Source organism: Mangrovimonas sp. sgz306409, from assembly GCF_059735265.1.
Genome location: NZ_JCAPEU010000008.1, coordinates 20,420 through 39,742, shown reverse-complemented (window position 1 = coordinate 39,742; position 19,323 = coordinate 20,420). Strand labels below are relative to the sequence as shown.

Genomic DNA, 19,323 nt, shown 5'->3' with positions numbered 1-19,323 from the left:
CATGTCTTATAACATACATATAACAACAGTAGAAAAGTCGAAAGTTGATACGGTAGACTTTAATAATATCCCTTTAGGAACCACCTTCACCGATCATATGTTTATTTGTGATTATGAAAATGGACAGTGGGTCAAACCAAGGATTGAGCCTTTGGCTCCCATAGCAACCCATCCAGCAGCCATGGCCTTGCATTATGGGCAGGCTATTTTTGAAGGGATGAAAGCAACGGTAGGTGCCGATGGTTGCCCTAGATTATTCCGTGCCGAAAAGAATGCCGCACGTTTAAATACCAGTGCCGATAGAATGGGAATGCCTCATTTTCCTGAAGATTTATTTGTTGAAGGTTTGAAACAGTTGGTAGCCTTGGAACATAATTGGATTCCACCAGCAGAAGGAAGCGCTTTGTATTTGCGCCCTTTTATGTACGCCGATGAACCTTTTATTGGAATGCGTGCCGCAACCCATTATAAGTTCATTATCATGGCATCACCATCTGGTCCGTTTTTTAGCAAACGCATCAAGTTGTGGGCAGAGAAAAAGTACGTAAGAGCGGTTGAAGGAGGTACAGGAGAGGCTAAAGCCGCAGGTAATTATGCGGCGGCCATCAGGCCAACAGAACTTGCCAAAGCCAAAGGTTACGATCAAGTCCTTTGGTTGGATGCTGTGGAGCATAAATACATTCAGGAGGTGGGTACCATGAACATCTTCTTCAAAATAGATGGGAAATTTATCACACCAAAACGCGATGGAGCCATTTTGGACGGTATCACCAGAATGAGTGTGATGGATGTTTTAAAAGCCAAAGGTTTTGAAGTGGTGGAGCGTCCAATAACGATAGATGAAATCAAGGAAGCTGAGAAATTGGGAACTTTGGAGGAAGCTTTTGGAACAGGAACGGCTGTAGGAATTGCCTATATCCAAGAAATTGGAATGGGAGATGAGGTAATCCACGTTTCCGATGATAGCCCTGTTGGTTTGGATGTGAACGATACGCTTAATGCCATCAAAACAGGAAAGATTAAAGATCCTTTTAACTGGATCATTAAAATTGAAAAGGAATTAGTTTAATGAAGAAGGACATTTTAGAAAGAGGATTTTCAAATTTATGTACGGCCAAAGCTATGGCCGAATTATATGAAGCCAATTTTAAGGTCGTTTCCAAATATGTTCATGCCACTTCAAGAGGGCATGAGGCAGTACAGACGGCTTTGGGAATGCAATTGTTACCACAGGATTATGCCTTTCCATATTACCGAGATGATGCCATGTTGCTTTCGTTTGGATTACAGCCTTACGATTTAATGCTACAGGTACTAGCCAAAAAGGAAGATCCGTTTTCAGGAGGAAGAACCTACTATTCGCACCCTAGTTTAAAGGATTTGGATAAGCCTAAAATCCCTCACCAGTCTTCGGCAACGGGTATGCAGGCCATTCCTGCAACAGGCGTTGCCATGGGGATGCAATATTTGGAAAAGCAAGGGTTGAAAAATCCAATTCTTGGCGATGTGGAATTGACAGATGACGCACCTATTTCGGTATGTAGTTTGGGAGATGCCTCGGTTACCGAAGGAGAAATTGCCGAAGCCTTTCAAATGGCCGCTTTAAAGCAAATGCCAATTCTGTATTTGGTGCAGGACAATGGTTGGGATATTTCCGCCAATGAAGCGGAGACCCGTGCCCAAAGTGCTTTTGAATATGCCCAAGGGTTTAATGGTTTGGAAGCCATTTCTATTGATGGTGCCAATTTTATTGAGAGTTACGAGGCTATTGAAAAGGTAATTGCTACCATTCGTAAGGAGCGTAGACCTTTCTTGGTTCATGCTAAGGTTCCATTGTTGAATCACCACACATCTGGGGTGAGAATGGAATGGTATCGCGATGATTTGGAAGAAGCCAAAACAAGAGATCCATACCCTGTATTGAAGCAGCAATTGTTGGATCATGGATTTTCAGCTGAAGAAATTGAGGAAATAGAAGCTTCTGCGAAAGCAAAAGTTGAAGCCGATTATGAAAGAGCCCTACAAGCCGAAGATCCGCAACCGGAAGACTTGTTTACAAACGATTTTGCTGCCACACCAATCACCGAAGAAAAAGGAGAGCGTACACCAAAAGGGGCCGAAAAGGTCGTGATGGTGGACTGTGCGTTGTTTGCAGTGGAAGAATTGATGAAACAGCATAAGGAGTGTTTGTTGTACGGACAGGATGTTGGAGGAAGATTGGGAGGAGTGTTCCGTGAAGCGGCTACTTTGGCGCAAAAGTTTGGGGACGATCGCGTATTCAATACGCCTATTCAGGAGGCCTTTATTGTAGGATCTACGGTTGGGATGAGCGCTGTTGGTTTAAAACCTATTGTTGAGGTTCAGTTTGCCGATTATATCTGGCCAGGATTGAATCAGTTGTTTACGGAGGTAAGTAGAAGCTGTTATCTATCCAATGGAAAATGGCCGGTTAGTATGATTTTACGGGTGCCTATTGGAGCTTATGGAAGTGGAGGGCCTTACCACTCGTCTTCTGTAGAGAGTGTGGTAACCAATATCCGTGGGATTAAAATTGCTTATCCAAGTAATGGTGCCGATTTGAAAGGGTTGATGAAGGCAGCCTATCACGATCCAAATCCAGTAGTTATTTTTGAGCACAAAGGATTGTATTGGAGTAAGGTTAAAGGAACGCAAGGAGCTACTTCGGTGGAGCCTTCCGAGGATTATGTATTGCCATTCGGGCAAGCTTGGGTACTTCAGGAAATATGGAAACAGGAGGAGGTTGAAACCTTAACGATTGTGTCCTATGGAATGGGAGTGCATTGGGCGATGAATGCTTCGGAGGAATTGGGGATGCAAGACCGAATTGAAGTAATCGATTTACGTACGCTATATCCTCTGGATGAAGAGACCATCATGAAATCGGTGAAGAAGACCGGTAAGTGTTTGGTGGTTACTGAGGAGCCTTCCAATAATAGTTTTGCTATGGCTTTATCAGGGAAAATTCAAGAGGAATGTTTTAAATTTTTGGATGGACCTGTGATGACCATTGGTAGTGAAAACATGCCAGCCATTCCATTGAACAGTACTTTAGAGCAGACCATGATTCCGTCTACGGAAAAAGTGAAAGAGAAAATTATTCAGTTATTGGAATATTAAAATAAAAAAAGCGACTCAATTGAGTCGCTTTTCTTTTATAGGTTGTATTCAGAAAGTGGTTTAGTAAATTTCTCAGGATCGGCGGCTAGATAATATCTAGGATCGTCGATGTCTTCAATCACCACATCTTTAAATTTAGGATTGGCTTTATAAAGCAAGGTTTTACAATCTTCGCTTAAGTGTTTTAGCTTGATGGATTTCCCTTCGGCTTCATATTTGTTCACCAAATTGGTGATGGCTTCCAATGCAGAGTGGTCGCTTACTCGAGATTCCACAAAATCAATTTCTACCTTATCAGGGTCATTTTTTACATCAAACTTCTCGTTGAAATTTTGAATAGATCCAAAGAACAAAGGACCCCAGATTTCATAGGTTTTGGTACCGTCAGGCTGCATGCGTTTGCGAGCTCTAATCATGGTGGCGTTTTTCCAGGCAAATACCAAAGCCGATAAAATAACTCCAATAAATACCGCAATTGCTAAATCAAAAATAACGGTTACTGCCGATACAATAATCAATACAGCGGCATCTGCTATAGGGATTTTTCTGATAATTCTGAAACTTGACCAAGCAAAAGTTTCAATAACCATCATAAACATAACCCCTACCAAAGCAGCAATTGGCACTTGCTCAATATATTGCGCGGTAAATAGGATGAAGGTCAACAAGGTTAAGGCCATCATAATTCCAGAAAGGCGTCCTCTACCGCCTGCATTGATGTTAATTACCGTTTGGCCAATCATACCACAACCTCCAGTACCTCCAAACAGACCACTTACAATATTCCCTGCTCCTTGAGCTACACATTCACGGTTTCCGTTTCCTCTAGTTTCTGTAAGTTCATCCACCAAGTTCATGGTCATCAATGATTCAATAAGCCCCACAGATGCCGCTAAAAAAGCATATGGAAGAATGAATTTCAGAGTATCTAAATTGAAAGGTAGATGTTGCCAAAGTTCAAGATTTGGAGTCGGGAATTCACCTTTTAGGCCTTCTCCTCCTCCTTCTACAATATATGAACCAACAGTACTCACATCAAGGTTAAAGAACACAACAATACCTGTGGTAACAAGAATTGCTGTTAGGGCCGCTGGGATTTTGGAGGTCACTTTAGGCAGCAACCAAATAATGGCCATGGTAAGTCCAACAAGGCCAAGCATGGTGTAAAGTTCTACACCTTGCATAGGGATGTCGATATATTTTTTTAGGCCATCGGCGCCAATTTCCAATTGTTTGTGGGAGAACATACGGACTTGTGCCAAAAAAATTACGATGGCTAATCCATTTACAAATCCCATCATTACGGGGTGCGGTATCAAGCGTACAAAACGCCCCAATTTAAACACACCAGCAGCTATTTGAATAATTCCCATTAAAATAACAGCCGCTAACAGGTAGAAATAGCCCATATTTTCAACAGGCGTATCAAATAACATTCCTTTGGCATGTCCTTCTGAAATAAGATGAACAAAAATAACGGCAACAGCTCCCGCCGCGCCAGAGATCAATCCTGGTCTTCCACCAAAAATTGCGGTGATCAATCCAATTATGAAGGCACCGGACAATGCTACCAAGGGGTCTATCTGTGCCACGAAGGCAAAGGCAACCACTTCCGGAATCATCGCCAATGATACTGTAATACCAGCGAAAATGTCGTTTTTAGGGTTTTGGGTAAAGTTCTTGAACATCTTTAAACCGAGTTTCTTGATTTGTTTCTACTAAAAGTCGGCAAAGATAGGGTTTTATAAACGAAGACTAAAATAGCTAGGATAATCCTGATTTATAAGTTATAAAATAGGCGCTGATTATAAATGTCAGCGCCTTTGAGTTTTAGTGTGAGGTTATCTTACTTGGTCATTTCCGGAGGGTATTTCTCCATGATTTTGGAAACAAACTCATTGATACGTTCTTCTTTCTTGTCCATATTTTTACTTAAGTAACCAGTGCCTTGTCCTTGCCAAACCAATTCTTTTTTGGCATTATCGATAAGGTCTATGTATAAAACCCCCTCGGTATCTACAGAAACTGTATTGTAATTGTTCCAGTAGTAAGGACTCCAGCCCCAGCCATAGCCATAAGGACCATAGCCATTGTTATAGACATTCACCTTTTCTCTGGATTTGGTAAAAATGCTTACCAACATATCTGGATTTTCAGATTTTGTATAGCCTTTGGCCAAAAGTTCTGCTTCAATGGCTCTTAGGATACGTTTTTTGTCCAAATCACTAATTTCGGCTTTATCAATCCCTGTTTTGAAAAAGGCAAAGGTTTTGTATTGGTTAAAATCCACCTTTTTATCGTAATCGGAAGCTACCTGTACAGAACTACAGGAAGTTGCTGTTAATACTACAATGGCCAGTGTGAGGGTAGTTAAGAATCTTTTCATCGTGTTTTCAATTTTAATTTGGTGTTTGGTTTGTTGAAAGTGCCAAAAATTAAGTTAGTCCATTTTTGGTTCAACATAAAAGCAATCAATAATCATACCAATATTTTTTACTCAAATATTGAAGGATTCGCTAAGGGTAAAACTAAAATTACGAAATAAAAAGATTTATTTTTTAGTGGTTCCCGTATTTTTATTGTAGCCATAGGGGCAGTGTCTACAGCCACTTTGGCAGCAGTAGCCGCGTTTTAAATGGTATTGTTCTGTAAAGCAACGGTATCCTTCGGGGGTGAGGTAGTAATCTCCTTCTTCAATAGGAATTATTTTCTTCATGTGGCAAAGATAATGTAATTTGGAGTGATTTTTGAAAGGGTAATTTCTATGATTTTTATTTCCAAATATTTAGTGCCGAAGGGTTACACAGGGATGACAATGTACCCTTTTGTATTTTTGAAGGAGAAGGGGTTGAAGTCTGATGTTGTTTTGATCAACCATGAATACATTCATTTAAAACAGCAATTAGAATTGTTGATTTTGCCTTTTTATGTGTGGTATTTTTTGGAGTATGTGTTCGGTTTGATGAAATACAGAAACCACAGAAGAGCCTACCGAAATATTTCTTTTGAACGCGAAGCTTTTTTGCAGGAAAGCAATATGGAATACCTAAAGACAAGACCTTTTTTCGCCTTTTTGAAGTACCTTTGCAAACATGAAATTTAAACTTGAAGATGCCGTCATTCAAGAGGTGCTGTTGCCACCCGAATACGGTTCTGTTCAATTGTTTGTAAAGCGTGAAGATAGAATTCACGAGCATGTTTCTGGCAATAAATACCGTAAGCTTCTATATAACTTAAAAGCGGCCAAGGATGGGGGATTTGATACCTTGCTCACTTTTGGAGGAGCCTTTTCCAACCATATTGCCGCAGTTGCGGCTGCAGGACAAGCACAAGGATTTAAAACCATAGGGGTAATCAGGGGAGAAGAACTGACCTATAAAGTTGCCGATAATCCCACCTTAAAATTTGCCAAGGAATGTGGCATGCAATTTCAGTTTGTCACCAGAGAGGATTATCGATACAAAACTTCCCCTGAGTTTATTCAGCAATTAGAAACCAGATTTGGATCGTTCTATTTGGTTCCAGAGGGAGGTACCAATGAATTGGCGGTGAAAGGCTGCGAAGAAATTTTAAAGGACGTCCAAGAGAATTTTGATTATATCTGTTGTGCCGTGGGCACAGGAGGCACTATTTCGGGGCTGATCAATGGCAGTACTTCAGTCCAAAAGATTCTGGGATTTCCCGCCTTGAAAGGTGGTTTTTTGTCCAAGGATATTAGTAAGTTTGCAAGAAATACAAACTGGTCGTTGATTGAGGATTACCATTTTGGAGGATACGCCAAAATAAATGAAGATTTAATCAGTTTTATTAATCAGTTTAAGAAACAATATCAAATTCCTTTAGATCCTGTTTACACAGGTAAAATGATGTATGGTATTTTGGATTTGATCAAAAAAGGGTATTTCCCAAAGCAATCCAAAATATTGGCCATCCATACGGGCGGCTTACAGGGCATTGCAGGAATGAACATTAATTTAAAGCGAAAGCAATTACCGATAATAGATTAAATAGCATATGAAGCGCATAGTTTTAGTAGCCTTGACAGGAATGTTTTTAGTAGGATGTGGGTCCAAAAGGACTGTGGTTACCAAAAAGAAAGATGTACCCCGAAGAACCGTTTCCGTTCAGGTGGATGTGAAACCTGAAGAGCCTAAAAGTACTCAAGAAACCAGTACCACGACTCCGCCGAAAACCTATGCCAGTGCTACCGAAGCTTACATAGCTAATTTTAATGCCATTGCTATGGAAGAAATGCGTAAGTATAAAATTCCGGCAAGTATCACCTTGGCACAAGGTATTTTGGAATCTGGTTCCGGTCAAGCACGATTGGCAGTGGAGGCCAATAACCATTTCGGTATCAAATGCCACGGATGGACGGGGCCGAAAATTTATCATGATGACGATGCTTCACAGGAATGTTTTAGAAAGTATACACATGCGGAATCTTCTTTTGAAGACCATTCGGCGTTTTTGACGTCTAGAAGCCGCTATGCCAAATTGTTCGATCACAAGCAGGACGATTATAAATCTTGGGCAAGAGGATTGAGAGCAGCAGGCTATGCTACAGATAAAAAATATCCAGAGAAATTGATCAGTTTGATTGAGCGGTACCAATTGTACAAATATGATGAACAAGTTCTGGGGAAAAGGGAAAGTTACACCCCTCCAACCAAAGATGTTGTTGCAAGCAATGATAATGTTACTACTCATGAAGTGGTAAAAGGAGATACCTTGTATTCAATTTCCAAGCGTTATAATACAACGGTGGAATCGATCAGGGAATTGAATGGTGTGAGAGGGAACGATTTAAGTATTGGTCAAATGTTAATTATAAAAAATAACTAAAGATGTTATATCAACGAAGCAGTGCACTGTTCAAGTTGGCAGAGGAAGTGATTCCTGGTGGGGTGAATTCCCCAGTACGGGCATTTAAAGCAGTAGGAGGAACGCCAATTTTTGCCAAATCGGCCAAAGGTGCTTATGTATATGATGAAGATGACAATCGCTATATAGATTATATCAACTCATGGGGACCTATGATTTTAGGGCATGCACACCCACCGGTAGTTGAGGCGGTTATTGAAAAGGCTAAAAAAGGGACTTCTTTTGGGATGCCAACAGAGATAGAAACTACGATTGCTGAATTGGCAGTTTCTATGGTGCCTAATATTGATAAAATTCGTTTTGTGAATTCTGGAACCGAAGCTTGTATGAGTGCTGTGCGTTTGGCGAGAGGGTTTACAGGAAAAGATAAGATTATAAAATTTGCCGGGTGCTACCACGGACATAGTGATTCATTCTTGATTCAAGCAGGAAGTGGCGCAGTCACTTTTGGGAGTCCTAACAGTCCAGGAGTAACGCAAGGAACGGCAAAAGACACTTTGCTGGCCAAATATAATGACATTGAGAATGTAAAAGCCCTTATTGAGGCCAATGCAGGAGAAATAGCCTGTATTATTTTGGAGCCTGTGGCTGGAAATATGGGCTGTGTACCACCAAGGGATAATTTCCTTCATAAGTTGAGAGCACTTTGTGATGACCATGGAATTCTGTTGATTTTTGATGAGGTCATGACTGGTTTTAGATTGGCCAAAGGAGGAGCTCAGGAACTCTTCAATGTAGATGCCGATATTGTATGTTTTGGTAAAGTAATTGGAGGTGGTTTGCCTGTAGGAGCTTTTGCAGCGAGAAACGAAATCATGAATTACTTGGCACCGTTGGGAGCCGTCTATCAGGCAGGGACCTTGAGCGGAAACCCGCTGGCAATGGCTGCTGGTCTGGCTATGCTATCGGAATTGAACGATACCCCAGAAATATTCACTAGATTAGAAGAAAAAACGGCCTATTTACATATAGGAATAGCCGAAGTGTTGGAACAACACGAAATCGTGCATACCATCAATAGAGTGGGGTCTATGATTTCGGTGCATTTTGCGGAAGATGCTGTGGTGGATTTTGAATCCTCTGCTAGGGGAAATAACGATACGTTTAAGGCCTTTTTCCATGGAATGCTTAATGAAGGGGTGTATATTGCCCCTAGTGCCTTTGAAACATGGTTTATAAGTGATGCACTTTCTTATGAAGATTTGGGTGCCACTATAAAGGCTGTGGACAAAGTGGCCGCAACATTAAAATAAAGTATAAAAAAAGCGATTCAGTTAGAATCGCTTTTTTTATACTTTATTTTTTCTGAAAATTAATTGGCCGAAAGGTTCTTGTATTGGAAATACTGATCTTCAGTTAAAATGCTTTTCATAGATTGATCCAATTCTTTATCAAGTTTTACCTTAGACTCCCAATTGGCATTTAGATCCTTACTGATAACTTGATATTTTGTTTCGTAAGCTTTGTAAGCTTCATATACTTCTTCAAGAGTATTCGTGTCGAATTTGATGACCTTTCTTAGGTTTTCAGCTTTTTCAGAAGCTACTTTATTAATTTCAATAGTGTTTTGAGCGGTTAAGTTTTCAGCTCCAAAAAATAGGGCTCCTACAAAGAGGCAAAGTGTAATTATTTTTTTCATAAGTAAGTTGTGTTAGTTCAAAAATTCAAAGCCTAAAGTAATAAAAATTAAAAATTAAAAGCAAACAAAAAGCATTGACTTTAAAATCAATGCTTTTTCACTAACTAAAACTAACTAACCAACCAAAAATCTATCTATTTCTAGGGGATTTCCCTTTTTGTCCTTTCATTTGTTTTTGATACTGAGCCCTTGTTTCTTCCCATTTTTGGAATTGCTCCTCAGTCAAAATGTTTTTTACTTTTTTCTTATACGCAATTTGATGGTCCAATCTAGCATTCATTCTAGCGGCCATTTCATCACTGGTAGGCTTCTGGGTCATGTTTTGTCTAGCCTCCATTTGAGCCTTTCTATATGTGGCTTCTTCAAGGTTGATAACCTGTATTTGTTTTTGTTGGGCCTCTGTTAAATCTAGATTCAACGTCATTCTTTTGGTGTGTATTTCTGAAGCTTGCTCGGGCGTTAAATCTTGTAGCATTCCCATGCGGTCTCCTCGATTTCCTTTTTGGAAGTCTCTAGGGCCTTGTTGTGCGTTGGCCTGAAAAGCAATTAGTGCTAAGGCCATCATTAAAATTATTTTTTTCATGGTATTTTGATTTTACGTTACTCTGCTTCTAAGACTGTCCATTTGAGAAATGGTTTAATAAAGGTTTGAATTTTAACTAGTTGTTAACATTTTGCGCCTGTGCTATCAGGTCTAGTGTTGTTGTGTAAAGCGGGGTGTTTTCCATTTTGCTCTTAAGCCAGGCGTAGTAACTCATTACGAATATATCTTCTTTATTTGCCCCTATCCATTCAAAAGATTGTTCAACTGATTCCTGAAATTTCTTGGTTGTGACCTGTTCTGGGGTTTTGTAATACTGCTCTACAAAACTTAGGTAGGTAAGTACTCGGGACTGTTTTATTTTGTTTAGGTAAGAACTGTATTTTCTTTTAAAGCTAAGGATTCTAGATTCTGCGAAGTCTATGTGGTGTAGTTCAATGTGAATCAAGATTTCCATAAGGTTCTTTTTTATGGTCCATTCTTTTCCTGCTTTTTCTGTATACCATTGATCCGTATGATAGAATTTTGAAAAAATGCGCTGTGCTTTTTTTAGCTTGTTTTGTTGAAAATAGCACATGGTTAGTGTAAGGTATACATCGAGAAGGGATTCCAAATCAGGATGTTTTATTGTGATAGTCTTTTCCAATAAAAGAATGGCTTGCTCTGGCTGTTCAGAATAGTTTAGGTTAAGAGCTAATAATAGGTCATGTTTCAGCTTAAATGCATTGTAATATTTGTTTTTGTTTTCAAGCATAATGTTATGCATGTCTTCAAGGTATTGTAAAGAAGGCTCGAATTTTTTATTTCTAAAAAGAGTGTTTGCTATCATGTAAGTTACCTCAATATGGTAAAAGGGTTGGTTGCTTTTTGTTTTGTGTCTTGTTAAGATTTGATAGCTGTCCAACAAGAAGGTTTCTGTGTCTAGATAGTTATTGCTAACAAAAGCAGAGAGGTTTATAAGGGACATGAGCTGGTACAGAGATTTAAAAGACAATGAGTCGTTTAAACTGATGTTATGCTGTTCAAGGGTGCTATTCACAAGATGTTTGAAATCTATTATATGACCTTTTTGGGTAATATTGTTCAAAGTCGTCCTCATTTGTGCATACACAATATTTAGTTGATCCTCCAGGTACAGGTTCTTTTGATTGATTTTGAATTTTTTAATGGTTTTTTCAAGGTCAATATTGGGCCAGGTATAGGCATATTGTATTTGAGTGTGGTAAATTTCATTTAGCATCGAAAACATATGTCTTTCTGTGGCGATGCTTTCCGCTTTATTTAAAATGTTATAGCCAATTTTGGGGTGTTTGTGCAAAAAAAAGGTTCTGGCGGCCAAAATATATTTAATGACCTGCATGTCCATAGAGTTCTCTTCTGCAAGACTGCGGTTAGCTATAAAGTCAATTAAAGATTCAAATAAGCGTTGTCTAAGGGCGTGATAAGCTGTTTTATTGTTGTTGCCATAAAGTTTTTTTGAAAGTACTTCAGAAGAAGATTCTCCCGAGTTGAGTAAATTGAATAGCTCTATGTTTTTGGCATCTTTACGCTTGTTTTTCTTTTCCAGATAGGTCATAAATTTATGTTGTTCCTCATTAGAAAGTGTACGTATTATAGTATTCAAATCTCTCATTAAGTCGTTAGTTTAGTTTTTTGTAAATACTAATTTAACTAGTAAATTTCAATTTTTATATAAATTATATCGTTGGTTTTGTTCTGAAACTGTGTTTGAGAATTTTCTTAGCCTTAAGAGATTTGTCATGTAATTAATCACCAAAAAACAATTATTATGAACTATCAAACAACAGTATCAGTAAAAGAAGAATCGAAGAAAGAAAAAGGGGGAAAAGAGGTTAAAGTATTTGACCAAAAACCAACGGCCGCATTCATAGGAGCCTCATGGTCTGCTTTATTGGTTGGGATGACTTCTTATTGTATAGGACTTTGGAATGCAGAAATGCAACTCAATGAAAAGGGGTATTATTTTACCATTTTACTTTTCGGATTATTTTCTGTGATATCGGTGCAAAAGGCTGTAAGGGATAAATTGGAGGGGATTCCTGTAACCGAGATCTATTATAGTATAAGTTGGTTTACAACTGTTGCTTCCATAACCTTGTTGGTAATAGGTTTGTGGAATGCGGATTTGCTTTTGAGTGAAAAGGGCTTTTATGCCATGTCGTTTATGTTGAGTTTGTTTGCGGCCATTGCGGTTCAAAAAAACACAAGGGATATTCAGTACATACAAAGAATGGAAACAGAAGAAGATTAACACCTTTAACTTAAAACTGAATAGAAATGGGATCGAAACTAATCAAAGAGTTGCCGGAGCTAGTGGCCAATGAGGTAATCACTTCCGATGTGGCAACCAAAATAGAAGCATTTTATTTGGCAAAGTCTAAAGGTTCGCCGAAGCGATTGTATACCATTTTTGGAATTTTGGGAGCGCTATTTGTGGGCTTGGGAGTTATTTTAATGATGGCTCATAATTGGGAACATTTTTCAAGAGCGATAAAAAGCGTGATTGCCTTTTTGCCCCTCTTAATAGGTCAGGCTTTGGTAGGATATTCCATATTGAGGAATAAAAATGCTATATGGAAGGAAGCTTCCGGCGTACTGTTGTTTTTTGGGCTGGGGGCTTGTATGGCCCTCATTTCCCAAATTTATAACATTCCCGGAGAGCTTGGTTCATATCTGTTTACTTGGATATGTTTGAGTGCTCCTCTAATTTATCTTCTCAAGACAAAATCCTTGGTAGTGTTGCATTTGTGTTTTACGACCTACTATGCTATTGAAGTGGGTTACGGGTTTTCATTTCAGCTTCAAATGCCTTGGTGGTATTTGGTTATGTTGCTTTGGATTATGCCGTACTACTTTAAGTCGCCAAGATTTAGTGGCATAAGGATTGTTCTTAATTGGGTTGTCCCCGTCAGTTTAGTTGTTGTATTGCCAGCTTTTCTTGGCGATTTATATAAGCTGATATTGCCCATGTATATGCTTTTGTTTGGAGGGTTGTATAGTTTAGGGAGAAGCTCTATGTTTAGAAATACGTCGTCTTTGGCCAATGGCTACTTGGTTATTGGCTCTCTAGGAACAGTTGTCTTGTTTTTGGTATTGAGTTTTAGATGGTTTTGGGAAGACATGGTAGTATTGTATGAATTGCCTAATGTGGCACTTTATAAGTTGTTCGTGTTGGCTGGATTGGCTGTTTATAGTTTGGTTTATACATTGGATAAAAGGAAAGTTTATTACGGAGTCGACTTGATGCAATTGGCGTTTGTACTGTTTTTAGGGCTTTATGTTTTTGGTAATGGAAATGATCTCATACCAATGGCTATTATAAATGTGTTTGTTTTATTGATGGCTTTAGAAATCATTAAAAAGGGAGTGGCCACTTTGCATTTTGGAAGGTTAAATTATGGATTAATCATCATTGCCTTTTTAGTGGGCTGTCGTTTCTTTGATACCCAAATGAGCTATATTGTCAGAGGAAGCTTGTTTCTTATTTTAGGAAGCGGTTTCTTTTTGGCAAATTACATCATGTTAAAAAGACAGCAACTCCTTAATTCAAAACCATGAGATTGTTCAAAAAAACACTGAAAACCATATTCTGGGTATTGTCCATTCCTGTCTTGTATGTTTTAATTGCCCTATTGTTGTCTGCGATAACCGTGGGAGGAAAGGAATTCAATAACATTGATAAGAAGGAAATCTATTTAAGTTCTAATGGTGTGCATTTGGATATTGTCATTCCTTTTGAAAATTGAAGGATGGTTTGCAGGTTGAGGGAGTCAAGTACCTGTCCTTTGGCTGGGGTGATGAAAACTTTTATTTGAATACGCCTACTTGGGGGGACTTGACATTCAAAAATGCAGTGGGAGCCATGTTTCTTGAAAGCACTTCGCTAGTACATCTCACTAGACATTTTAAACAGGGCGAAAATTGGGTAAAAGTAGCTTTGGATACCCAACAATTAGATCAAATCAATGAGTACATACAAGCTGCTTTTAAGGTAAATCCAGATGGGTCCAAAATGCTTTTGGAAAATAAAGGGTATGGAAGGTTTGATGATTTTTACAAAGCGCACGGAAGTTATTCCTGTTTTAAAACCTGTAATTCATGGGTGAATACTGGATTTAAGATTAGTGGGCTGAAAAGTTGTTACTGGACGCCTTTTGATTTTGGGTTGCTTAATAAATATAAAAACTAAATGTAAAATGAAAACACTATATATTTTTGGACTGTTTCTCTTTGTAATCATAGCACAGTTGTTCGTCCCAGCCAAAATGATTTGGGATCAAAATACAATCTTGAGTCATGGTGAAGTTTATAAGCTTAGAACACAACCTGTAGACCCAACAGATCCATTCAGGGGTAAGTATATCACATTGAGATATGATATCAACTCTTTTCAAGTCAAAGACACATCTTGGCAACGCAATGATGATGTTTTTGTGAGCTTGCAAAGGGATAGTTTGGGCTATGCATTCATTGAAAAAGTGAGTATGGAAACACCCAAATCTCTAGATGGGATTTTAAAAGCTAAAGCGGTTTATTTTAATAAATATAACAGTGAATTGCATCTGGATTTTGGGTGCGACAGATTTTATATGGAAGAAAGCAAAGCGCCAAAAGCTGAAGCGGCCTATAATTTAGCTCAAAGAGACACGATGGTTTGTAATACTTATGCTCTAGTGTACATAAAGGAAGGGAAAGCTGTTTTGGACAATGTTATTATCAATGAAGAGCCAATTGCCAATTATGTTGAAAACTAATGTGTAAATGGCTAACTTTGGCAGTAAATAAATTCTCTAAACTATATGAAAAACATTGTTGCAATGTTGGCACTAATGGTGTTGGCAACCTCATGTAAAAATGAAAAAACTAAAGAAGAGGTAGTCTCAGAAGAACCTCAGGAAACCTCTCAGGTAGACATGACTAAGAAGTTGAACAAATATGTTTCGGTAAAACTTACTTCGGATATTTCCAAGCTTACCGAAAACGAACGTAAAATGTTGCCTATTTTAATTCAGGCGGCTGAAAAGATGAACGATTTGTTTTGGTATGAAGCTTATGGAGACAAGGACGCTTTACTGAATTCCATTTCAGATCCAGATACTAAAACCTTTACTATTATCAATTATGGACCATGGGACCGCTTGGATGGTAACAAGCCATTTGTAGAAGGTATTGGAGAGAAGCCTTTAGGCGCTAATTATTATCCTAAGGATATGACGGCAGAAGAGTTTAAAGCTGCTGAGATTGAAGATAAAAACAGTATTTACAATTTTGTGCGTCGTGATGAGAACGGAAAACTATATTCCATTCCTTACCACCAACAATTTGAAACGGAAGTTAAGGAAGTGGCCGCTTTATTGATGGAAGCCTCTACTTTGGCGGAAGATGCCGGTTTGAAGGCTTATTTAGAGTTGAGATCAAATGCCCTTTTAACGGATAACTACCAACCAAGTGATTTGGCTTGGATGGATATGAAATCAAATACTTTGGATATTGTGATTGGTCCAATTGAAACTTATGAAGACCAGATGTTTGGAAACAAGGCATCTCACGAAGCTTATGTATTGATTAAAGATCAAGATTGGAGTGCTAAATTGGCACGTTTTGCAAGCTTTTTGCCAGAACTTCAAAAGAACTTGCCGGTGGAAGAAGCTTATAAAACAGAAACTCCAGGAACCGATAGTGACCTGAATGCTTATGATGTGGTTTATTATGCTGGAGATTGTAATGCCGGTAGTAAAACTATTGCCATCAACTTGCCAAATGATGAAGAAGTGCAATTGAAAAAGGGAACAAGACGCTTGCAGTTGAAAAATGCTATGCGAGCCAAATTTGATAAGATTTTAGTACCTATTTCAGAAGTTTTGATTGACGAAAGTCAACGTGGCCACATCACTTTCGATGCCTTTTTTGCCAATACCATGTTCCATGAAGTGGCTCATGGTCTAGGTGTTAAAAACACGATTAATGGAAAAGGAACCGTAAGAGAGTCGCTTAAGGAATTGTCTAGTGCTTTGGAAGAAGGAAAGGCTGATGTTTTAGGATTGTATATGGTTCAGCAATTGCATGAGAAAGGTGAAATTGATGGGGATATGAAAGATTATATGACCACGTTTATGGCGAGTATTTTCCGTTCGGTGCGTTTTGGTGCGTCTTCTGCCCATGGAAAAGCAAACATGATCCGTTTCAATTTCTTTAAGGAAAAAGGAGCTTTCTCTCGATCTGAAGATGGAACTTATAAAGTGAACTACGATAACATGATTGTAGCCATGAAAGATTTGTCAGGTCTGATTTTGAAACTTCAAGGTGACGGTGATTATGCTGGAGTAGAAGCATTGGTGGCTGAAAAGGCTGCTATTTCAAATGAGCTTCAAAGTGATTTGGATAGATTGAGTGCTTCCAATATTCCTGTGGATGTTATTTACGAGCAAGGAACAGAGGTTTTAGGATTGTAGCATACAATTTATATAAACACAAAAAAAGCTTCAGAGTAATTACTGAAGCTTTTTTGTTTTGAATATGTTCTTTGTTTACGATTTAGGATTCAAAATAGCATCGATACGCTCTAGGGCATCTTGCAAATGAATTCTGCTCAATTGGTCGTTGGTTCTGTTTAAACCAGATTTAATGGCACTTTCCAAAGACTTTAATTCAGCTCTTACAACCGCTCTAATATCCGATTGACTTGTAGTGACAGCCGTCGATTTTTGATAGCCTCCAAAGGTTGGTGCTTTCTTTTGACTATCGGCCGTCATTAAATAAGCCAATCTATCAATGTGGGCTCGTTGTAAGTTACGTCGGTAGGTTTCAATGGACTTTCCGCTTTTCAATTCGCTCCAAACACCATTTCTAAGGTCTTTCATCATATCGGTTAAGGCGTAAGCCGAATTTCCATATAGGGTTTGAGTTTCAATTAAGCGTTGCATTCTTCCCAAACTTAAAATGTCGTCCAAGATATCAGATTGCAGTTTTCTGATACGCTCTACAGCTCCAGAATATTCTATTCTTCCAAAGATATCGGTATCAATTAGCCACTCAGGGGTTGCAAACAATTGCTCGTTTACAAATTTAAGGGCGTTCTTTTGGTGTTCCTTAGGAACTGGAATGTACACGGGACCTTCTTGTTCTGAAGTTTTGTAGTATTCATAAACACCTCCAATATTAACAGACACATGGCCCATGTAGCGCTTAAACTGCGATACCACATGACCGTACATTTCATCCAAATCGGAATAATCCTCGCCTGGTTCTGAAGTCCATTTAATTAAGTTAGGAACAATTCTTTTTAAGTTTTTAATTCCGTATTCACTGGCCAAAATAGCATCGTCTCCCAAATCTTCTTTTTGGGAACTTGGGTCTACAATGTCACCCACTTGTTGGTGGCCGAAACGGTATAAAGGATCGCCTGCGTGCTTTAAAATCCATTGGTCTAGGGTTGCTTTTTCTTCCTCGGCGGTTTTACCTAAGATTGGGCGATACCCCCAAGAAATAGCATATTTGTCATAGATCCCAATATTAGGCATCAAGGCCACGTCTCCATCTTCAGGTTGTGCTACATAATTGAAACGCGCATAATCCATAATGGAAGGAGCAGTACTGTATTTTTTTGTGAATTCTGGATCTCTCAGTTTTTCAACCGGGTAGGCAACGCTGCTGGCCCAGTTGTGAGGCAATCCTAAGGTGTGCCCAACTTCGTGGGAAGACACAAAACGGATCAAGCGCCCCATGACTTCATCTTTAAACTCAGGAGATTGGGCATCTGGATTGATGGCTGCCGTTTGTACAAAAAACCAACCTCTCAACAGGGACATCACGTTGTGGTACCAGTTAATATCGCTTTCCAAAATTTCACCAGTTCTAGGATCGCTTACGTGTGGTCCGTTGGCGTTTGGAATAGGGGAGGCCAAGTAACGCACTACAGAATAACGAACGTCCTCAGGGCTCCACTCTGGGTCTTCTTCTGGCGTTGGAGGATCTTTGGCAATGATGGCATTTTTAAAACCGGCGGCTTCGAAGGCTACTTGCCAATCTTCAATCCCTTGCTTGATGTATTTTCTCCATTTTTCTGGAGTGGCACGATCTATATAGTATACAATTTGCTTTTTAGGCTCCACTAATTCACCACGGTTGAATTTTTCGATGTCTTCATCTTTTACTTCCAATCTCCAACGGTCCAAAAACTCCACATCTTTACTTCTTTGGGCTTCCAAACCGTAATCGGTTTGCGAGGTGGTAAACCAACCAACGCGCTCGTCGAAATAGCGACGTTTCATTGGGATTTCAGGTAACAAAATCATCGAATTGCTCAATTCAATAGAAATGGTTCCTGTACTTGAGTTGGAAGGAGGGTTTCCGGCGTTATAGGTTTTTACATGTCTTACCTCCACGTTTTGAGGGTAACTTTTAACGCTTTCAATAAAGGATTTGTCGCTTTCCAATCTTGTGACCTTATAACGTTTTCTAGTGCCTTCAGGAAGTCCAATGGCTTTTACATCTTTTTCAAATAGATCAGTAACATCAATCACGGTTGAGGTAGAATCCTTACCGATCGTTTTTATAGGAAAGGTGTAAAGAACCGGTTCGAAATTGGAATTTACTACCGCTTCGTGTACTGGTAACGAATCTGCTGCTACCACGTTATAGGAAACCACGCGGAGCAATACTTTTTTGTCCTTTTTTTGCCAACGTAACACCTGCTCATTTTGCTTGCCACCACCAAAGCCTAATCCGCTGGCGGTTTTTGCAATACGTGTCACCATAAGCATTTCGCGTTCGAAAAGGGAATCTGGGATTTCATAAAAATAGCTTTCGTCTATTTTATGGACGGTAAAAAGACCTTCGTCAGTTTTTGCACTGTTTGTAATTACTTTATCATAAGGTTTCATGTCTCCATTAGATTTCTCTGGAGACGATACTGGCCCAGCAGATACTGTGGTCTTAGATTTGCTAGCTTCTTTTGTGGAGGAACATGTCATGACCATAAAGGCCGACACCACTGGAAGTAGTTTAAGGTAAAAATTTCTCAAAATATAGCTGTTTTAAATTGATTGCGTGAAAATAAGGATAAGCGCATAAAGTGTTAAATACCAATTGGGTTTTAATA

At 39.0% G+C, this 19,323-nt stretch carries 19 protein-coding genes; 12 read left to right on the top strand and 7 right to left on the bottom strand.

All coding sequences use genetic code 11. The annotated features are described in order from the left end of the window. Window position 1 precedes the first annotated feature (1 nt). Both AC6I5C_RS13605 and AC6I5C_RS13600 read left to right on the top strand, forming a co-directional pair. Window positions 2–1,069 carry a branched-chain amino acid aminotransferase gene (locus tag AC6I5C_RS13605; RefSeq protein ID WP_497905629.1) on the top strand — a complete coding sequence of 356 codons (1,068 nt, stop codon included), beginning with the start codon at window positions 2–4 and terminating at the stop codon, window positions 1,067–1,069. Beyond that, the gene (locus AC6I5C_RS13600) at window positions 1,069–3,138 is read left to right on the top strand and encodes an alpha-ketoacid dehydrogenase subunit alpha/beta (protein WP_497905628.1); all 2,070 of its coding nucleotides are present in this window, start codon (window positions 1,069–1,071) and stop codon (window positions 3,136–3,138) included. Before AC6I5C_RS13605 ends, AC6I5C_RS13600 begins: the two co-directional genes overlap by 1 nt. 35 nt (window positions 3,139–3,173) lie before the next feature. Here the strand turns inward: AC6I5C_RS13600 and AC6I5C_RS13595 are convergent, their stop codons facing one another. From AC6I5C_RS13595 to AC6I5C_RS13585, 3 genes are all read right to left on the bottom strand, one after another. Beyond that, a complete protein-coding gene (locus AC6I5C_RS13595) occupies window positions 3,174–4,826 on the bottom strand; it encodes a SulP family inorganic anion transporter (protein WP_497905627.1) in 1,653 nt (550 codons plus the stop codon). Window positions 4,827–4,984: 158 nt separating this feature from the next. Further along, a complete protein-coding gene (locus tag AC6I5C_RS13590; protein ID WP_497905626.1) occupies window positions 4,985–5,524 on the bottom strand; it encodes a DUF4136 domain-containing protein in 540 nt (179 codons plus the stop codon). Window positions 5,525–5,689: 165 nt separating this feature from the next. Further along, window positions 5,690–5,854: a C1orf53 family protein gene (locus AC6I5C_RS13585; protein ID WP_197276095.1), complete on the bottom strand. Its 165-nt coding sequence runs from the start codon at window positions 5,852–5,854 to the stop codon at window positions 5,690–5,692. A 48-nt stretch (window positions 5,855–5,902) separates the two neighbouring features. On the opposite strand from AC6I5C_RS13585, the gene AC6I5C_RS13580 reads away from it, so the two are divergent. The 4 genes from AC6I5C_RS13580 to hemL are packed head-to-tail and all read left to right on the top strand — an operon-like array spanning window position 5,903 to window position 9,275. Continuing rightward, window positions 5,903–6,241: a hypothetical protein gene (locus AC6I5C_RS13580; protein WP_497905625.1), complete on the top strand. Its 339-nt coding sequence runs from the start codon at window positions 5,903–5,905 to the stop codon at window positions 6,239–6,241. Next, entirely contained in the window at window positions 6,231–7,145 is a 915-nt protein-coding gene (locus AC6I5C_RS13575) for a 1-aminocyclopropane-1-carboxylate deaminase/D-cysteine desulfhydrase (protein WP_497905624.1), read from the top strand. The genes AC6I5C_RS13580 and AC6I5C_RS13575 overlap by 11 nt, the downstream gene beginning before the upstream one ends. 7 nt (window positions 7,146–7,152) lie before the next feature. After that, window positions 7,153–7,983: a glucosaminidase domain-containing protein gene (locus AC6I5C_RS13570; protein WP_497905623.1), complete on the top strand. Its 831-nt coding sequence runs from the start codon at window positions 7,153–7,155 to the stop codon at window positions 7,981–7,983. 2 nt (window positions 7,984–7,985) lie between these two features. Continuing rightward, window positions 7,986–9,275 carry a glutamate-1-semialdehyde 2,1-aminomutase gene (gene hemL, locus AC6I5C_RS13565; RefSeq protein WP_497905622.1) on the top strand — a complete coding sequence of 430 codons (1,290 nt, stop codon included), beginning with the start codon at window positions 7,986–7,988 and terminating at the stop codon, window positions 9,273–9,275. Between the two features lie 59 nt (window positions 9,276–9,334). Here hemL and AC6I5C_RS13560 read toward each other — a convergent pair whose 3' ends face one another. From AC6I5C_RS13560 to AC6I5C_RS13550, 3 genes are all read right to left on the bottom strand, one after another. After that, window positions 9,335–9,661: a hypothetical protein gene (locus AC6I5C_RS13560; RefSeq protein ID WP_053978418.1), complete on the bottom strand. Its 327-nt coding sequence runs from the start codon at window positions 9,659–9,661 to the stop codon at window positions 9,335–9,337. 130 nt (window positions 9,662–9,791) lie between these two features. Beyond that, entirely contained in the window at window positions 9,792–10,244 is a 453-nt protein-coding gene (locus tag AC6I5C_RS13555) for a DUF4890 domain-containing protein (RefSeq protein ID WP_497905621.1), read from the bottom strand. A 76-nt stretch (window positions 10,245–10,320) separates the two neighbouring features. Continuing rightward, window positions 10,321–11,835, bottom strand: coding sequence for a hypothetical protein (locus AC6I5C_RS13550; RefSeq protein WP_497905620.1), 1,515 nt, complete (start codon window positions 11,833–11,835; stop codon window positions 10,321–10,323). 156 nt (window positions 11,836–11,991) lie between these two features. Here AC6I5C_RS13550 and yiaA point away from each other — a divergent pair, with 156 nt between their 5' ends. From yiaA to AC6I5C_RS13520, 6 genes are read left to right on the top strand one after another with little or no spacing between them, the layout of a single operon-like run. Then, window positions 11,992–12,474, top strand: a complete 483-nt coding sequence (yiaA, locus tag AC6I5C_RS13545) for an inner membrane protein YiaA (RefSeq protein ID WP_497905619.1) — start codon at window positions 11,992–11,994, stop codon at window positions 12,472–12,474. A 26-nt stretch (window positions 12,475–12,500) separates the two neighbouring features. Next, entirely contained in the window at window positions 12,501–13,781 is a 1,281-nt protein-coding gene (locus AC6I5C_RS13540) for a DUF2157 domain-containing protein (protein WP_497905618.1), read from the top strand. Then, window positions 13,778–13,969: a hypothetical protein gene (locus AC6I5C_RS13535; RefSeq protein ID WP_497905617.1), complete on the top strand. Its 192-nt coding sequence runs from the start codon at window positions 13,778–13,780 to the stop codon at window positions 13,967–13,969. The genes AC6I5C_RS13540 and AC6I5C_RS13535 overlap by 4 nt, the downstream gene beginning before the upstream one ends. Beyond that, window positions 13,966–14,412 carry a DUF2459 domain-containing protein gene (locus tag AC6I5C_RS13530; RefSeq protein WP_497905616.1) on the top strand — a complete coding sequence of 149 codons (447 nt, stop codon included), beginning with the start codon at window positions 13,966–13,968 and terminating at the stop codon, window positions 14,410–14,412. The genes AC6I5C_RS13535 and AC6I5C_RS13530 overlap by 4 nt, the downstream gene beginning before the upstream one ends. A 7-nt stretch (window positions 14,413–14,419) precedes the next feature. Continuing rightward, a complete protein-coding gene (locus AC6I5C_RS13525; RefSeq protein WP_497905615.1) occupies window positions 14,420–14,977 on the top strand; it encodes a GDYXXLXY domain-containing protein in 558 nt (185 codons plus the stop codon). Window positions 14,978–15,022: 45 nt separating this feature from the next. Beyond that, a complete protein-coding gene (locus AC6I5C_RS13520; RefSeq protein ID WP_497905614.1) occupies window positions 15,023–16,675 on the top strand; it encodes a DUF8614 domain-containing protein in 1,653 nt (550 codons plus the stop codon). A gap of 75 nt (window positions 16,676–16,750) precedes the next feature. Here AC6I5C_RS13520 and AC6I5C_RS13515 read toward each other — a convergent pair whose 3' ends face one another. After that, on the bottom strand, window positions 16,751–19,249 hold the full coding sequence (locus tag AC6I5C_RS13515; protein ID WP_497905795.1) for a zinc-dependent metalloprotease: 2,499 nt from the start codon (window positions 19,247–19,249) through the stop codon (window positions 16,751–16,753). Window positions 19,250–19,323: the final 74 nt, after the last annotated feature.

Coding starts and splice junctions, on each gene's coding strand:
- AC6I5C_RS13605 (WP_497905629.1), top strand. CDS start 2: ATGTCTTATAACATACATATAACAACAGTAGAAAAGTCGAAAGTTGAT.
- AC6I5C_RS13600 (WP_497905628.1), top strand. CDS start 1,069: ATGAAGAAGGACATTTTAGAAAGAGGATTTTCAAATTTATGTACGGCC.
- AC6I5C_RS13595 (WP_497905627.1), bottom strand. CDS start 4,826: ATGTTCAAGAACTTTACCCAAAACCCTAAAAACGACATTTTCGCTGGT.
- AC6I5C_RS13590 (WP_497905626.1), bottom strand. CDS start 5,524: ATGAAAAGATTCTTAACTACCCTCACACTGGCCATTGTAGTATTAACA.
- AC6I5C_RS13585 (WP_197276095.1), bottom strand. CDS start 5,854: ATGAAGAAAATAATTCCTATTGAAGAAGGAGATTACTACCTCACCCCC.
- AC6I5C_RS13580 (WP_497905625.1), top strand. CDS start 5,903: ATGATTTTTATTTCCAAATATTTAGTGCCGAAGGGTTACACAGGGATG.
- AC6I5C_RS13575 (WP_497905624.1), top strand. CDS start 6,231: ATGAAATTTAAACTTGAAGATGCCGTCATTCAAGAGGTGCTGTTGCCA.
- AC6I5C_RS13570 (WP_497905623.1), top strand. CDS start 7,153: ATGAAGCGCATAGTTTTAGTAGCCTTGACAGGAATGTTTTTAGTAGGA.
- hemL (WP_497905622.1), top strand. CDS start 7,986: ATGTTATATCAACGAAGCAGTGCACTGTTCAAGTTGGCAGAGGAAGTG.
- AC6I5C_RS13560 (WP_053978418.1), bottom strand. CDS start 9,661: ATGAAAAAAATAATTACACTTTGCCTCTTTGTAGGAGCCCTATTTTTT.
- AC6I5C_RS13555 (WP_497905621.1), bottom strand. CDS start 10,244: ATGAAAAAAATAATTTTAATGATGGCCTTAGCACTAATTGCTTTTCAG.
- AC6I5C_RS13550 (WP_497905620.1), bottom strand. CDS start 11,835: ATGAGAGATTTGAATACTATAATACGTACACTTTCTAATGAGGAACAA.
- yiaA (WP_497905619.1), top strand. CDS start 11,992: ATGAACTATCAAACAACAGTATCAGTAAAAGAAGAATCGAAGAAAGAA.
- AC6I5C_RS13540 (WP_497905618.1), top strand. CDS start 12,501: ATGGGATCGAAACTAATCAAAGAGTTGCCGGAGCTAGTGGCCAATGAG.
- AC6I5C_RS13535 (WP_497905617.1), top strand. CDS start 13,778: ATGAGATTGTTCAAAAAAACACTGAAAACCATATTCTGGGTATTGTCC.
- AC6I5C_RS13525 (WP_497905615.1), top strand. CDS start 14,420: ATGAAAACACTATATATTTTTGGACTGTTTCTCTTTGTAATCATAGCA.
- AC6I5C_RS13520 (WP_497905614.1), top strand. CDS start 15,023: ATGAAAAACATTGTTGCAATGTTGGCACTAATGGTGTTGGCAACCTCA.